Below are 15560 nucleotides of genomic sequence, written 5' to 3'. Positions count from 1 at the left end.
GAGGCAGGCTGCGCCCGCGTTTGGGCGCTATTTAGGACAGGAAGTCGCGCATCGCCACTCCGGGATCGCGCAAGCGGTCCGGATCAGGCTCGGCGTTCGCAGCGATCATGCGCTGAGCAGCCATGTATTCAGGGCCGCAATTGACCGCCTCGCAGGCGATCAGGCGTCCGCCCATCAGGTGAAACAGCGCGAACTTGCCCTCTTCCGGGTCGCCGCGACGGATCATCTGGTCCGCGCCCTCGATCAGGCCGGCGATTTGCAGCTTCATGTCGTACTGGTCTGACCAGAACCAGGGCACGGGATCATAATCGACCTCGAGCCCGCATATCGCCTGAGCCGCCGCCTTGCCCTGATCAATGGCGTTCTGCACCGATTCCAGCCGGATCGAGCGTCCATAGCGTTTGGAATGAAAACGCGCGACATCGCCAATGGCGTAAATCCGGTCATCGCCTGTGCGGGCGGTCTCATCCACTAAGATGCCGTTCTCGCACTCAAGCCCCGCGGCGCGCGCCAACTGGTCGTTCACCGTCAGCCCGGCGGCCACCAGCACCGTATCGGCGGTCACGATCTCGCCATCGGCCAGTTCGACGCCGGTGACCTTGCCGTCCTCGCCAGCAATCGCCTTCACCGGCGCCTGAACGCGCAGATCGACGCCATAGCCGCGGTGGATCGCCCCGAACCAGCCGCCCAGAAGCGCGCTCGCCGTGCGCGCCATTGGGCGATCAGCGGCTTCCAGCACCGTCACGTCCAGACCGCGCTTGCGGGCGGACGCGGCGACTTCCAGCCCGATATAGCCCGCGCCGATGATGGCGATGGAGCGCGCGTCATGAAAGGAGGCTGCGAGGTCTTCGGTTTCCGCCAGCGTGCGCAGCACATGCACGCCGGGAAGGTCCGCGCCCGGAATGGGCAGGCGGCGCGCCTCCCCGCCCGTGGCCAGGATCAGACGGTCATAGGCGATGCGTTCGCCGGTATCGGTGATGACGTCGCAGGCGCTGCGGTCGAGGGCGGTGACGCGCACGCCGGTGCGCAGATCAATCTCGGCCTTGTCATACCACTCAGCCGGTTTGAGCCAGAGCCGGTCCACCGGCAGTTCACCCGCCAGATAGGATTTAGACAGCGGAGGGCGCTGATAGGGCGCTGCGGCTTCGCCCGCCAGAATGATGATCGGCTGATCATATTTGCGCTTGCGCAATTCAGCCGCTGCGGACAGGGCGGCCTGGCCGCCTCCGATGATGACCGTTCCGGACACTGCGATCCGCGCTCCCTGTCTGTCTCGTTTCTTATGGGTCCATGGCGCCGCGCCCTTGGGTCCAAGTCAAGCGCCGGACTGCGCAAACGAGGCTACGCCAAGTCTTGCCGCCATGCGCAAGCCGTCCTATCAGCCTCATCATGACCGTCCTGACCCTGACCTTGCCAGACCCTGAAGCCAATGCGCGGTTGGGCGCGCGCCTGGCGCGCCTGCTCCAGCGCGGCGACGCCGTCTTGCTCGAAGGCGGTCTCGGCGCTGGCAAAACCACGCTGGCGCGCGGCGTGATCAAAGCGCTGACCGGCGAAAAAGATGCGCCCAGCCCCACCTATACGCTCGTCCAGCCCTATGAGACCGATCAGGGCCTCATGCTGCTGCACGCCGATCTTTACCGGCTTGAGGATCCCGAAGAGCTTGATGAGCTGGGGATGGACGAAGCGCTGGATCATGGCGCCGCCCTGATCGAATGGCCTGACCGCATGGGACGCTGGCGTCCGGCGGACCGGCTTGAGATAATCCTGACTGAAACCGAGGCTGGCGGGCGCACCGCACGCCTTGAAGCTTTTGGAAGCTGGGAGACACGCCTTGGCGGACTTGCAGACTGACGCCCGCGCGCAAGCGCGCGCCGACTTCATCAAAGCCGCAGGCTGGGGCGATGCGGATGTGCGCGCCTTTCCCGGCGACGCCTCCAGCCGGTCCTATTTTCGGCTGAACCGCGGCGACGACACCGCCATACTGATGGACGCGCCCGGCGGATCAGAAGCCCCCGCCTGCCCGATTGACGCCAGCGACGCTGACCGGCAAGCGCTGGGCTATAACGCCGTCGCGCGCCTGGCCGGCAACAACACCGCTGCCTTCGCCGCTATCGCCAACGCCCTGACCGCGCGCGGATTTTCCGCGCCGCGCATTTTTGAGGCCGACATTGATCAGGGTTTTCTGATTATCGAGGACCTGACCGACGCCCTGTTTGCGCGCCTGATCCCGAGCGTCGCTCATGAAGGCGCGCTCTACGCCACTGCGGTCGAGACGCTGGCGGCGATCTATCGCTCCTCGATTGAGCGCGAACCCACAGCTTTTGGCCATAGCTGGACCCTTCAGGACTATGACGCGCTGGCGCTCAGCGCGGAGACCGAGCTGTTCACCGACTGGTACGCCCCCCATAAGGGTCAGACCCCGTCCGAGGCGGACAAGACGGACTGGCGCAAAGCCTGGGCGCAAGTCCTGCCCGCCCTGAACGCCCATGCGCCGGGGCTGGTGCTGCGTGATTATCATGCCGAAAACCTGATCTGGCTGCCCCAGCGCGAGCATGAGGCCAAGGTCGGGCTTTTGGACTTCCAGGACGCGCTGTTCGGCCATCCCGCCTATGATCTGGTCTCCCTGATCGAGGATGCGCGCCGTGATGTGGCGCCCGATCTGGCGACGCCCTTGACGGACCGCTTCTTCAACGCGGCGGGCCTCAGTGATCGCGAGGCGTTCGACGCTGCGGCAGCCGTACTGGCCGCCCAGCGCAACGCCAAGATCCTGGGGATTTTCGTGCGCCTCGCCCAGCGCGACGGCAAACCGCGGTATCTGGATCTTCTGCCGCGGGTGGAGCGCCATTTCGCACGCGATCTCGCCCATCCGGTTCTCGCTCCCGTCCGGGCCGTCGCCAGCGCCCTGACTCCCGCCCTCTTCGAGAAGGCCTGAGCATGATCCCGACGCCGACCACAGCCATGGTGATGGCCGCAGGCCTGGGCACCCGCATGCGCCCTTTGACGAATGATCGCTGCAAGGCGCTGGTGGAGCTCGACGGCAAACCGCTGATCGACTGGACGCTCGACACGCTCGCTCAGGCTGGCGTTGATGCCGCCGTGGTCAATGTCCATCATTTCGCCGACCGGCTTGAGGCGCACCTTGCAAGCCGCACCGCGCCCAGGATCGTCATTTCCGACGAGCGCGAACACTTGCTGGAGACCGGCGGCGGCCTCGCCAAGGCGGCGCCGCTATTGGGCGAGACGCCGATCTTTGTGGCGAATATCGATTCCGTCTGGCTTGAGACGGGCGGATCGAGCGAATTATCAAAGCTCGCCCAAGCTTTTGATCCCGAGCGCATGGACGTTCTGCTGCTGATCACGCCGGTTGAGAACACGCTGGGTTTTGACGGGCCGGGGGACTTTTTCCTTGAGTCGGATGGCCAGCTGACTCGCCGGGGCGACCGCCCGACCGCCCCCTATGCCTATACTGGCGTTCAGATTCTGCATCCGCGCGTCCTGAAGGGCCTGACCGTCGAGCCCTTCTCCACCAACCTGATCTGGAACACGGCGCTCCAGGCCGGGCGCGTCCATGGCTGCGTGATGGAGGCGTTCTGGATGCATGTGGGCGATCCTGATGCGCGTGAAGCGGCCGAGAATCGGCTACGCTCGCTCGCATGAGCGCTGATCATCTGTTTTCACATCCTTCGCCGCGGGTTTTCACCCTGCCGCCCGCCGCGCCGTTCCTGACCGAACTGGCGCGCGGGCTGAAAGACGCCTTTCCCGATCCTGACGCGCTGAGCCGGGTGACGGTTCTGATCCCCACCCGCCGCGCCGGGCGTGAGCTGGCCGAAGCGTTCACCCGATTGTCGCCAGGCGCGGCGCTGTTACCGATGATCCGTCCCATCGGGGATGTGGACGCGGACGAGCCGCCGTTTGAACCGGGTGAGCTCGCCGACATAGCCCCCGAAGCCGTCTCGCCCGCCCGTCGCCGGTTCGAGCTGGCCAGCCTGATCCTGCAAAAGGAAAAGGCGGTTGGGCGGTCCATGGGCGCGGGCGGCGCTCTGGCGCTGGCGGATGATCTGGCTCGCCTGCTCGATGATCTCGCCACCGAGGATGTGGACGATCTGGGCGCGCTGACCGAACAGATCCGCGCCGCCCTCCCCGCCCATATGCAGGAAGCGGCGCTGTTTCTCGATATCGTGCTGGAGGCCTGGCCCGCGCGTTTGAAAGAGATGCAGCGTGTGGACCCGGCCCGGCGACGCTCGCTTCTACTCAAGGCGCTGGCGGCGCGCTGGCGCGAGACCCCGCCCGCCGATCCCGTCATCGCAGCGGGGTCGACCGGCTCCATCCCCGCCGCCGCTGAGCTTTTGAGCGCGGTTGCGAGCCTGCCGCAAGGCTGTGTGGTCCTGCCGGGCTTTGCGCGCGACATGGATGAAGACGCCTGGGCGGCCATTGATGACGGCCACCCCCAGCGCGCCATGAAAACCCTGATCGAGCTGATCGGCCTTGATCGCGATCAGGTCCGTTTCTGGCCGGGCGCCGAGGAAGGCCGCCAGGACGCCCCGCGCGCCCGCGTGATCGCCGAAGCGCTGCGTCCCGCCGAAGCCACGGCGGACTGGCTGCGCCGGGTGGACGATCTGAAAGAAGCCTGGGGCGAGAACGTCTTTGAAACCGCGCTTGCGGGTCTGAGCGTGATTGATGCGCCTGCGCCCGCAGAAGAAGCGCGCGCCATCGCGCTTATGCTGCGTGAAACACTGGAGACGCCGGGCGCACGCGGCATTCTGGTGACGCCTGACCGGAACCTCTCGCGCCGGGTCATCACCGAAATGGCGCGCTTTGGCGTGACGGTGGATGATTCCGCCGGTCAGCCCTTATCCGACACCCCGTCCGGGGCCTTCCTGATCCGCGTTTTGCAGGCCGCGCTCGACCCCGGGTCAGCGCTGGCGTTTTCTGCGCTGGCTGCCTCGCCGCTGTTTGCGCTGGGCGAAGAACGCGCGCCCTTGCGCGCTGTGCTGGGGGCGATGGAACGGCGCGCCCTGCGCGGTCGCCGTCCGGGCTATAGCTGGATGGCGCTGGCCGGGCATGTGCGTGACGCCGCCGGCGATGATGAAGACCGCCGCGACCGTTGGGGCGGGATTATCGACACGTTGGCGCAGGCGCTGTCGCCGCTGAGCGCGCTTGAGGGCGCGCACACAATGCGCGCCTGGACGCAGGCGCTGGTTGAAAGCGCTGAAGCGCTGGCGCGCACGGACGATATGGCGGGCGCAGACCGCCTCTGGGCGACCGATGCAGGTGAGAACGCCGCGCTGCTGATGCGCGAATTCATGGAAGAGGCCGAGGCGCTGCCGCCGCTGAGCCTGCATGACTTCGCCCGCGCCGTGCTGGAAACGGCCCGCGCCCGTCTGGTCCGGCCCCGCTATGGCGCGCATCCGCGTTTGCAGATCCTGGGGCCGCTCGAAGCGCGTCTGGCGGAAGCCGACCGGGTGATCCTGGCCGGGCTCAATGAAGGCGTCTGGCCCGCCGCGCCCAAATCAGACCCCTTCCTCAGCCGCGGCATGCGGATGGCGGCGGGTTTGTCCGCGCCCGAAGAACGCTTTGGCCTGGCCGCCCATGACTTTGCACAACTGGCCTGCGCCAGCGATGTCACCCTGACCCGGTCCGCCAAGCTGGATGGCGCGCCCACGGTCGCCTCGCGCTGGCTATGGCGCCTCAAAACCCTGGCGCGCGGCGCGCTGGGAGAAGCTTCTGAGCAGGCCCTGACGCCGAAGCGCGATTATCTGGCGCTGGCCGAAGCGCTGGACGCCACCACGGCTCACACCTTCATCAAGCCGCCTGAGCCCGCCCCGCCGGTCGAGGCGAGACCCCGACAATTGAGCGTCACCCAGATCGAGACCTGGGTGCGCGACCCCTATTCGATCTTTGCGCGCAAAATCCTGCGCCTCGACAAGCTTGACCCGCTGGACCGCCCCGCCGGTCCACCCGAACGCGGCACGGCCTATCACGCCGCGCTGGAAACCTGGGTGCGCAGCCTTGGCGATGCCGACACCCTGCCGCGCGATGCGCTGGAGCGATTGCTGAAAGAGGGTGAAAGCGCGCTGATCCAGGCCGGGTTCAGCGACAATGCGCTGGGCGTCGAGATGAAGCGCTTCGAGCGGGTGGCGCAATACATGATCGTCTTCGAAGAAGAGCGGCGCGATTACGGCTTTCTGCCGACCGCCCTTGAAGCGCTGGGCGACATCACGTTTGAAGCGCCCGGCGGGCTGTTCACCCTGACCGCACGCGCCGACCGGATTGATCTCAGGCCCTCGGGCGCGCTCGACATCGTGGATTACAAGACCGGACAGCCGCCTTCAGCCAAGGAAGTCGCCGCAGGCTTCGCCCCGCAATTGCCGCTGGAGGCCGCGATGGCCGCACGCGGCGCGTTTGAAGATGCGCCCAGCCATGAGCCGGGCGATCTCATTTATGTGCGCCTGTCCGGCGGGCGCGTGCCGGGCGAGCCCAAATCCATGGTCAGAAATCCCGATGGCGACGATGCGGGCATTCTGGCCGAGCAGGCTTTGGAACGTCTGGTGAAATGGGTGGCGAATTTTGATGATCCACGGCGCACCTATCCCAGCCAGCCAAGGGTGAAATTCGTCAATAAATGGGGCGATTACGACCATCTCGCCCGCCGCAAGGAATGGGCGAGCGCGCCCGGCGACGATAATGGAGAGGGAGGCGCGTCATGAGCCAGCCCGGATTTGATCCCGCCATCGTCTCTAGCGCCAGCGCGGCGCAATCTTTGGCCGCGGACCCGTCCGCCAGCGTCTTTGTCGAGGCGAACGCCGGCTCGGGCAAGACCCGCGTTCTGGTGGATCGGGTGGCGCGCCTGCTGCTCGCAGGCGCCAAGCCTGACCGCATCCTGTGCGTGACCTTCACCAAGGCCGCGGCCGGCGAGATGCAGACGCGCCTGTTTCGCAAGCTGGGCGATTGGTCGACCCTGCCCGATGACGCGCTGACCGCAGAGCTGGATGCGCTGGTCACCGAAGGCCAGCGCCCGGAGCTGGCTGAAGCGCGGCGCCTGTTCGCCCGCGCGCTGGAAACCCCTGGCGGTTTGAAAATCCAGACCTTGCACGCCTTTTGCGAACGCCTGCTGCGGCGCTTCCCGCTGGAAGCGGGCCTGCCGCCAGGTTTTGACGTGCAGGATGATGCAGCCGGTCAGGCGCTGCAGGCTGAAGCGCTGGATGCATTGTCGGGACTGGCGCACCAAGACCCTGAAGGTGAAATCGCACAGGCGATCGCCGCGCTGATCGACAATGCCGGAGCGGACGCCCTGCCAAGGCTCGCCAGCTTCGCCATGTCCAAACGCCACGAAATCAATCAGGCGCTGGCGCAAGCGGGATCGCTGGACGCTTTGCTGGAACAGGCGAGCGCGCTTCTGGGCGTGGACCCCGAGCTTGATGTGGACCAGGTGCTCGCCGAAGCCTGGGCGGACACCGATGTGGGCGCGCTGGAAGCGGCCTTGAGCGCGCTGCAGACCGGCGGGACGAAAACCGATCAGGCCAGCGCGCAAGCGCTGCTGGAAGTGCTCGATGTGGCCGATGAAGACGCCGCCGAGGCCTTTGATTATTATATCGAGTTTCTGACCACCAAGACCGGCGCGCTGAAAAAGCCCAAATCCATCTTCTCCAAGAAGACCGGCGAGAATTACCGCATCCTGGTGACCCTGTTCGGCGATGAAGGCGCGGAAATCCACCGGGTGGGTGATGAAATCCTGCCCAAGCTGGCCGCCGCCGCCGCCAACCGGATGACCCGCGCCGCCTTGCGACTGGCTGAGCGCTTGCTGAGCGATTACCAGGCGCGGCTCAACCGTCTGCGCCGGGTGGATTTCTCTGACCTTGTAGAACGCGCGCGCCTGTTGCTGACCGATTCCGAAGCGCGCGGCTGGGCGCTCTACAAGCTCGATCAGGGCCTGGACCATGTGCTGGTGGATGAAGCTCAGGACACCGCGCCTGAACAATGGTCGGTGATCAATGCGCTGACCGAGGAATTCTTCGCCGGTGAAAGCGCCCACGCCGATCAGCATCCCGGCGCGCTTCAGCGCACAGTGTTTTGCGTCGGCGACGAGAAACAATCGATCTATTCGTTCCAGAACGCTGATCCGCGCGAGTTCCTGGCCCAACGCCAGCGGCTTCAGACCGAGGCCCGGCTGGCGCGCCTGCGGTTTGAGAGCCCGCCGCTCAATGTCTCTTTCCGCTCCAGCCCCGAAATCCTGGCGGCGGTGGACGCCTGCTTCGCCGCTGAAGCCGCCGCCCTCAGCCCTGAGCGCAAGGATGTGGTGGAAGGGCTCGAAACCAAGCTGTTGATGAGCGACCCTGAAACGCTTGAGCGGCGCGATCCGCTGGCGTTTCATCGCTATGACGGCCACCTCGCCGCTCGCGCAAACGCGCCGGGCTGTGTGGAGATCTGGCCGGCGGTCCCCAAACCTGAAGGCGGCCAGGAGGACGAGCTTGATCTCAGGCCCGTGGACGCCGAGCGCAAGGATTCCGCGCGCAATCAGCTGGCGGAAGCCGTGGCCGCTGAGATCGCCGACATTCTCAAACGCGGCGACGGCGTGTGGGAAGAGGGCAAGCCCTGGCGGCTGCGCCCGGCCCATGCCGGCGACATCATTGTGCTGGTGCGACGCCGGGGCGGATTGTTTGAAGAGATCATCCGGCGACTGAAGCTGAAAAACGTGCCCGTGGCGGGCGCGGACCGGATGACCCTGCCTGACCAGCTGGTGGTGGAGGATTTACTCTCCCTCGCCCGTTTCGCGCTGTTGCCCGAAGACGACCTGTCGCTGGCCGAAGTGCTGAAAAGCCCCTTCTTCCATCCCGTGGACACGCCCGCTCCGCCCATTGACGACGACGCCCTGTTCGATCTCAGCCGCAAGTCCGGCGCGCGGTTGTGGGACAAGCTGCGCCAGAGTGAGGACCCACGCTTCGCCGAGGCCCGCAGCGTGCTCGACAAAGCCCGCGCGCGTGTGGAGACGGACGCCCCTTACGCTTTCTTCGCGCGCTTTCTGACCGAAGCGAGCCCTACAGGGGAAAGCCGTCTGGCGCGGCTTTATGCGCGCCTGGGCGAAGAGGCTCGCGATCCGGCGGAAGAGTTTCTCAACCGTGCGCTCGCCCATGAAGTGGAAGGCGCACCGTCGCTGTCGCGCTTTGTCGCCGAGTTGCAAGCCGATAACGCCCAGATCAAGCGCGAGATGGAAGCGGGCCGCGGCGAAGTGCGGGTGATGACCGTTCATGGCGCGAAAGGTCTGGAAGCGCCGATCGTCTTCTTGCCCGACACCACCCAAATGCCCAAGGACCGCTCGGGCGGCCTGTTCGCCCATGAAGAGGCCGGGCTTCTATGGGCGCCGGACATGAAAACGCCGCCGCCGCTGATGGCGTCCATGGCCGAGCGCAAGGAGCTGGACGCCGATGGCGAATATCAGCGCCTTTTATATGTCGCGATGACCCGCGCCCGCGATCGCCTGATCGTCTGTGGGCATACCCATGGCGTTGCGGGCAAGGTGGATGCGGGCAGCTGGTATGACCGCTGTCAGCGCAGCTGGACCGGCGAAGACTGGCGTCCGGTACGCACGACGCTGGACGCCGTGGCCGAAGAAAACGGATGGACCGTCAGTGAGGGTCTGCGCTTCGGCGCCGATCCCAAACCGCTGGTGGCCAGCTCTGCGCCGCCGCCTGCCCCTGTGACCCTGCCCGATTGGGCGACCAAGCCGCCGCCGGTTGATCCGGCGCCCGTGCGTTCGGTCGCGCCGTCACACCTTCTGGGCGAGGAAGACACAGGGTTTGAATCCGCCTCCCTGTCCCCTCTGGCCGAGGGCGGGCAATCGCGCTTCCGCCGTGGCGAGCTGATCCACAAGCTCTTGCAGACCCTGCCCGATATCGAGGAGAGCCGCCGCGAGGCCTCGGCCCTGCGCTATCTTCAGAACCAGACCGATCTTGAGGACGCCCAGCGCCGCGAGATCGCCTCTGAAACCCTGAGGGTGATTTCTGATCCCGCCTTCGCCGCCCTGTTCCAGCCCGGCTCACGCGCCGAGGCGGCGGTGGCGGGCCAGGCGGCGGGATTGCCGGGCGGCATGGTGATCAACGGCCAGATCGACCGGTTGGTGGTCACCGATCACGAAGTCCTGATCGTCGATTACAAAACCAACCGTCCGCCGCCCACACATGTCGAGGACGTCCCCCGCGCCTATCTGGCGCAAATGGCTGCGTATCGCGCGCTATTACAGGGACTTCACCCCGACAAACCGGTGCGTTGCGCCCTACTTTGGACAGATGCGCCGCGTTTGATGGAACTGCCTGGAGACCGGCTGGACGCGGTGCTCAGCCGCGCCGGGCGCCCAGCGGATGCTTGACCGATGCGCTGGGGCTTCCTAGGTCTCCGGTCAACTTCAAACCCGCAGCCGCGCCGATTCCGGGCGGAGACGGACATTTTGGATTTTTGTTAAGGAGCAAGGCTCATGGCGACCCAAGCGGTGACCGACGACACGTTTGAATCTGATGTTCTGAAAGCCGACGGCCCGGTGCTGGTCGATTTCTGGGCGGAATGGTGCGGCCCCTGCAAGCAGATCGGCCCGGCGCTCGAAGAGATCGCCGCCGACAAGGCAGGCGCGCTGACCATCGCCAAGGTCAATATCGACGAAAACCCGATGGCCCCCAGCAAGTACGGCGTGCGCGGCATCCCGACCCTGCTGATCTTCAAGAACGGTGAAGAAGTCAGCCGCAAGGTCGGCGCCATGGCCAAGTCCAAGATCGAGGAATGGATCAACGAAGCCGTCTAGGCGCTGATCCTTTTTGCGAACACAGAAAACCCCGGAAGCGGCGCTTCCGGGGTTTTTCGTGTCAGGCTTTCGCCATCTCGTCGGCGATCGCTTGCGCCGCCGCGAAGGGATCATCGGCCTGGCTGATGGGGCGTCCGATCACCAGATGCGAGGCGCCCGCCTTGAGCGCGGCTTCAGGCGTCGCCACGCGCACCTGATCACCCAGCGCCGCGCCCGCCGGACGCACGCCCGGCGTGACGATCAGAAACTCATCAGGCACACGGGCGCGAATGGCCTCAGCCTCCTGCGGCGAGGCGACAACCCCGTCCAGTCCGCAATCGAGCGCCTGGTCGACGCGGCGCATCACCAGATCCCGCGCGCCATAGGCATAGCCCATCTGGGTCAGCATCGGATCGTCATAGGCCGTCAGCACGGTGACGCCGAGGATTTTGAGATCAGACCCCTCACGCCCCTCCACCGCCGCGCGCATGACGGGCGGTTCAGCGTGGACGGTCAGAAGATCGGCGCCGGCTTGCGTGATCGAGCGCGTGGCTTTCTCGACGGTGGCGGGAATGTCATGGAGCTTGAAGTCCAGAAACACGTCATGACCACGCGCCTTGAGCGAGCGCGCCAGATCCATGCCGCCAATGGGCAGAAGCTGGAGCCCGATCTTGTAGTGTGCGCAGGCCTCGCCCAGCGTCTCCACCAACGCCTCAGCATCTGAAATGGTGGGCAGGTCAAGCGCAGTGATCAGGCGGCGGTCGGTCATGGTCACCCCTAAGGCAAAGATGGTCGCAGCGACCTAAACCGCTGCGCCAGCATGATCAAGCGTCAGGATGCGGCGTTGGCCTTGGCCTTCGCGACCATGCGCTTTTCCTGCATGCGCATGATCGCCTGCCCCACAGGGTCAGGCAGAACACGCGACACCGCGACGAGGAATTTATACCAGGCGCCCGGCACGCGCAGCGGCACGCCGCGCTCCACCGCGTCATAGCCGGACACGGCCACGTCCTCGGCGGTCAGCATCCAGAAAGACGGCAGGTTGGAAACGGTGCCGCGCGCGCCGTTCACATCGTGAAATTCCGACCAGGTATAGCCCGGCGCCACGGCTGTGACGTGAACATTGCGGTCCTTGAGCTCGAGCCCCAGCGCTTCGGACACCTTGATCAGAAGGCTTTTCGCGCCCGGATAGAGCGTGCCTGAATAGCGGGTATGGGCGTTGGCGGCGGGCAGCAGCGCGGACACCGAAGCGATGTTGATGATGCGCCCAAACCCGCGTTCAGCCATGGGCTTGGCGACCAGATGCATCAGCTTGAGATAGCTGGTGACCATCAGCTCCATGAACTGGGCCTGATCCTCCCAGCTCAGCTCGACAAACGCCCCCGGACGTCCCACGCCGGCATTGTTGACCAGGGCGTCGATCTGACGGCCTGCATCGGTGACCGCCTTGACGATCGCCTCCGGCGCGTCAGGCTTGGACAGGTCGGCTGCGATCACCAGGCTGTCCACGCCGAACTGGGCTTTGAGCTCCTCGGCCATATCCTTCAGCCGGTCTTCGCGACGCGCCACCAGCGCCAGATCCCAGCCCCGACGCGCAAATTCACGCGCAAACGCTGCGCCAATACCGGAAGACGCACCTGTCACAAGAGCGAGACGACGGGCCATGAAATCTCCAATCCGCAGATAATTTTCAGATCAGGAGGGTGACCGTTCCGCCCTGCTCTGTCCAGAACCAAGCGCGAGGCTCAGTCTGTACACGCCTGATCAATCAGGGTCCGGGTTTCCTCGATAAGGATCGCGCGCGCCGCAGGCGACAGCGCATGACCCGCTGCGCCATACTCTGCTGGCGAGCCGGTCTCGCTGTCCTCAAAAATATGATCCACGCCGGGCACGATGACGGTGCGGGTAGGATGGTCGCCGCGCGCCTCGATCAACGCGGCCTGCGCCGCGTCAGGCAGCACCTGCAGATCACGCTCGGCGAACAGCGCCAGGATCGGGCCGTCATACGCGGCGGCCGCAGCGCCGGGATCTGCGTCAAACATGGCGACCGCATAGGGCTGCCCCCAGATCGCGCCCTGCTGCCGGGCGAAACTCTCTGGCATTCCTGCCTCTGTCAGCGCCGACTGGATGGCGCCGGGCGCCTCACCCGGTCCGGCGTTCGCAATCGCCTCAAACACCAGAGTCTGCAGCTGACGGTTCGCCTCGACAGCCGCCTCATCCTGCCCGGACGCCCGGATCAGCGCTTCTGACTGGTCATAAAGCAGCGTCTCCATGTCCTGATGCTGACCGGCGAGCGTGATGATGAAATCGGCATCGGACCTCTGCGCCGCCAGCAGCCCCAGAAAACCGCCTTCGGAATGACCCAGATAGCCGACGCAGGACAGCTCCGTTTCTGCTTGCAAAACGTCCAGCGCCGTCGCGGCGTCCGTCGCCAGCTCGGACGGCGCCTCCGGGGCAGGCGCCTGAGACCCGCCTACGCCGCGATCATCCAGACGCAAGCTGGCCACGCCCGCTTCACTGAGCGCATCGGCGATGGCCGCGTAGAGAGGATGTCCGGCGATGTTGCCGTCACGGTCCTGCGGGCCGGAGCCGCTGATCAGCACCAGGCCCGCGCGGGGCGCGTCCGGCGCGGTCAGCGTACCGGCGAGCCGCCCATCCTGAAGCGGAACGACGAGCTCCCGACCGGGCCCCGGCGTTTCGGCGCGACCAGCGTCAAGCGTTGAGCCATCGGCTTGAAGGGGCTCAAACACCAGGGGCGCGCTCAAACCACCTTGATTGAATGTGCCTGTGATGACGCCGTCTTCGAGCACGCCGTCATACTGCAAGGCCATTCCCGGCGTTGAGATATGCAGCTGCACGCCGTCAAACCGGACGACAGACATGGGCAAGCGGGCGCCGCCCTGATCCACAGAGATCAGGATGACCGAAGGCTCAGCGCCGGACAGGTCAATCTCCAGCTCCAGGCGCAATTGCTCTGCGCCAGCGTCAAGAACCCCGGCCCAATCTCCGGCGAAGCCCGGATCGGCTGGCGTTGCATCCGCCGCCATTTCGCTGTCTGGCTGCGTTTGGGGCGGCGATTGAACAGGCTGGGCATCACAGGCAGCCACCAGCAATAAAACAGGCAACAGGGCGATCGACGTGCGGATCATCAGGGGCCTCCATGATTTGAGGCCCCAAACTTAGCATTGACGCTAATTAGCGTCTAGGCTAAATAAAACACATGAGCGATGTCTTCTCCGCCCTGGCCCATCCCGTCCGACGAGAGGTGTTGCGCTTGCTGCGCGACGGCCCGATGACAGCCGGCGAACTGGCGGCGCAATTCGAGGTGGCCAAGCCCACAATGTCGCGTCATTTCGCAACCCTGAAAGAGGCGGGTCTGATTCAGGCGGAAAAAGTCGGCAACACCATTCGCTATCGGTTGAACGCCAGCGTCGCTGAAGAACTGCTGGGCCTGATGATGGGTTTGTTGCAATCGCCAGACGCCAAAAAGGAGTCCTGAAATGATCCGCAAAGGTTTTCTGTACGCGCTGCCGCCGCTCGCCCTCATCCTGGCGCTATCGGTCTGGGGTTGGGTCGGCATAGGCGAGGCAACGCAAGTCCCCGTGCATTTCGGGATGGACGGAACACCAGACCGCATGGGCGGCAGGCTGGAAGGCTTTGTCTTGCTGCCTGGCGTCGCACTGGCGCTGTGCGGTCTGTTCGCCCTGATGCCGCTGATCGATCCGCGCGGCGACAATCTGCGGCGCTCCGCGCCTGCTGTCCTGACGGTCTGGGCGGGCGTGTTATGGGTGTTGGCGGCGGCGCAAGCGCTGATCACGCTGACCGCGCTCGACCATCTGCAAACGCTGGATAATCCAGGCGTCCTTGTCGGGTTCGCCAGCACAGTGCTCCTGGCGGTCATCGGCAATGTCCTGTCCAAGACCCGGCCCAACTGGCTGATCGGCATCCGCACGCCCTGGACATTGTCGTCGGACAAATCCTGGGACGTGACCCATCGTTGGGGCGGCCGGCTGATGACCCTGGGCGGCGCCCTGTCGGCGCTTTGCTTTCTGTTCGCGCCCACACAGATCGCCTTCACGGTGCTGGGGGTCACGGTCATCACCATGGTCGGCGTCAGCCTGGTGCTGTCTTACTGGGTCTGGAGAACGGACCCGGACCGGGATGTCTACTCCGCGGCTTCGGAATGAGCCTCGTCCAGCCGATCACCAAACATCAGACGCCGCGCGACTTGCGTCGCCGCGCTGAGCGCCTCGCGGTCTTCGTCTGAAAAACGGAAAAACGGCGCAGTGTCCACAATCGCCATGGCTCCAATGGTCTGCCCGTCCGGCGACACCAGAGGCTGACCGCAATAGGCGCGGACAAAGGGCGGATTGACGGCGGCCGGATGCTCGCTGAGCTCCGGGTGGGTGGACAGGTTCAAGAGTTCGACGGGCGCATTTTCGCATACGACTTGCGTACACAGAGACTCGTTCAGCGCCACCTCACACGCATCCAGACCGAACTTGCCGACAAAGTGGACCGCCGTGTCGCTAACAAGCGAAATCACGCAAATCGGCGCCTTGAAGGCGAACGCAGTGAGGCGCGCCAGATCATCGAGATCCTCACGGTTCTCAATCCCCTTGCTGATCAGGGCCTCCAGCGCATTCAGGCGGGACGGCTCGGTGATGATCGAGCAACATGGCTCCTTAGGCGCCTCAGTCACGTTTGAACTCCTGTGTTGTTATACCAGCATGCATGTTCAGCCTTGTGAGTCAGTTAAGCGACTGACGCTTTCGCTGCACCGCCGCAGGGT

Annotated in this window: 13 protein-coding genes; 8 read left to right on the top strand and 5 right to left on the bottom strand. The window is 65.3% G+C overall.

Annotated elements, in window-relative coordinates; genetic code table 11:
- Positions 1–31: 31 nt before the first annotated feature.
- Positions 32–1249, bottom strand: a complete 1218-nt coding sequence (locus ACTIGF_RS08215; RefSeq protein ID WP_439636388.1) for an NAD(P)/FAD-dependent oxidoreductase — start codon at positions 1247–1249, stop codon at positions 32–34.
- A gap of 140 nt (positions 1250–1389) precedes the next feature.
- Between ACTIGF_RS08215 and tsaE the strand changes: the two genes are divergently transcribed.
- The 6 genes from tsaE to trxA all read left to right on the top strand — a co-directional run bounded on the left by tsaE (position 1390) and on the right by trxA (position 10789).
- On the top strand, positions 1390–1851 hold the full coding sequence (gene tsaE / locus ACTIGF_RS08210) for a tRNA (adenosine(37)-N6)-threonylcarbamoyltransferase complex ATPase subunit type 1 TsaE (protein WP_439636387.1): 462 nt from the start codon (positions 1390–1392) through the stop codon (positions 1849–1851).
- A complete protein-coding gene (locus ACTIGF_RS08205) occupies positions 1832–2932 on the top strand; it encodes an aminoglycoside phosphotransferase family protein (RefSeq protein ID WP_439636386.1) in 1101 nt (366 codons plus the stop codon). The genes tsaE and ACTIGF_RS08205 overlap by 20 nt, the downstream gene beginning before the upstream one ends.
- 2 nt (positions 2933–2934) lie before the next feature.
- Entirely contained in the window at positions 2935–3657 is a 723-nt protein-coding gene (locus ACTIGF_RS08200) for a nucleotidyltransferase family protein (RefSeq protein WP_439636385.1), read from the top strand.
- A complete protein-coding gene (addB, locus tag ACTIGF_RS08195; protein ID WP_439636384.1) occupies positions 3654–6707 on the top strand; it encodes a double-strand break repair protein AddB in 3054 nt (1017 codons plus the stop codon). Before ACTIGF_RS08200 ends, addB begins: the two co-directional genes overlap by 4 nt.
- The gene (gene addA / locus ACTIGF_RS08190; RefSeq protein WP_439636383.1) at positions 6704–10363 is read left to right on the top strand and encodes a double-strand break repair helicase AddA; all 3660 of its coding nucleotides are present in this window, start codon (positions 6704–6706) and stop codon (positions 10361–10363) included. The genes addB and addA overlap by 4 nt, the downstream gene beginning before the upstream one ends.
- Before the next feature lie 105 nt (positions 10364–10468).
- Positions 10469–10789: a thioredoxin TrxA gene (gene trxA / locus ACTIGF_RS08185; protein ID WP_375550130.1), complete on the top strand. Its 321-nt coding sequence runs from the start codon at positions 10469–10471 to the stop codon at positions 10787–10789.
- Positions 10790–10850: 61 nt separating this feature from the next.
- On the opposite strand, the gene pyrF is transcribed toward trxA, so the two are convergent.
- The 3 genes from pyrF to ACTIGF_RS08170 all read right to left on the bottom strand — a co-directional run bounded on the left by pyrF (position 10851) and on the right by ACTIGF_RS08170 (position 13917).
- On the bottom strand, positions 10851–11537 hold the full coding sequence (pyrF, locus tag ACTIGF_RS08180) for an orotidine-5'-phosphate decarboxylase (RefSeq protein WP_439636382.1): 687 nt from the start codon (positions 11535–11537) through the stop codon (positions 10851–10853).
- A 62-nt stretch (positions 11538–11599) separates the two neighbouring features.
- A complete protein-coding gene (locus tag ACTIGF_RS08175) occupies positions 11600–12433 on the bottom strand; it encodes an SDR family NAD(P)-dependent oxidoreductase (RefSeq protein ID WP_439636381.1) in 834 nt (277 codons plus the stop codon).
- Positions 12434–12513: 80 nt separating this feature from the next.
- Positions 12514–13917 (bottom strand): alpha/beta hydrolase, encoded by a 1404-nt coding sequence (locus ACTIGF_RS08170; protein ID WP_439636380.1) that lies wholly within the window; start codon positions 13915–13917, stop codon positions 12514–12516.
- A gap of 71 nt (positions 13918–13988) precedes the next feature.
- Between ACTIGF_RS08170 and ACTIGF_RS08165 the strand changes: the two genes are divergently transcribed.
- A complete protein-coding gene (locus ACTIGF_RS08165) occupies positions 13989–14267 on the top strand; it encodes an autorepressor SdpR family transcription factor (RefSeq protein WP_439636379.1) in 279 nt (92 codons plus the stop codon).
- 1 nt (position 14268) lies between these two features.
- Positions 14269–14955 (top strand): SdpI family protein, encoded by a 687-nt coding sequence (locus tag ACTIGF_RS08160; RefSeq protein WP_439636378.1) that lies wholly within the window; start codon positions 14269–14271, stop codon positions 14953–14955.
- On the opposite strand, the gene ACTIGF_RS08155 is transcribed toward ACTIGF_RS08160, so the two are convergent.
- Positions 14934–15470: a GAF domain-containing protein gene (locus tag ACTIGF_RS08155; protein WP_439636377.1), complete on the bottom strand. Its 537-nt coding sequence runs from the start codon at positions 15468–15470 to the stop codon at positions 14934–14936. The genes ACTIGF_RS08160 and ACTIGF_RS08155 overlap by 22 nt on opposite strands.
- Positions 15471–15560 lie beyond the last annotated feature (90 nt).

It is taken from the genome of Oceanicaulis sp. (genome assembly GCF_051859625.1).
Classification (GTDB): Bacteria; Pseudomonadota; Alphaproteobacteria; order Caulobacterales; family Maricaulaceae; genus Oceanicaulis.
Note: the sequence above shows the minus strand (reverse complement) of the source record. Positions and strands in the feature narration are given on the sequence as shown.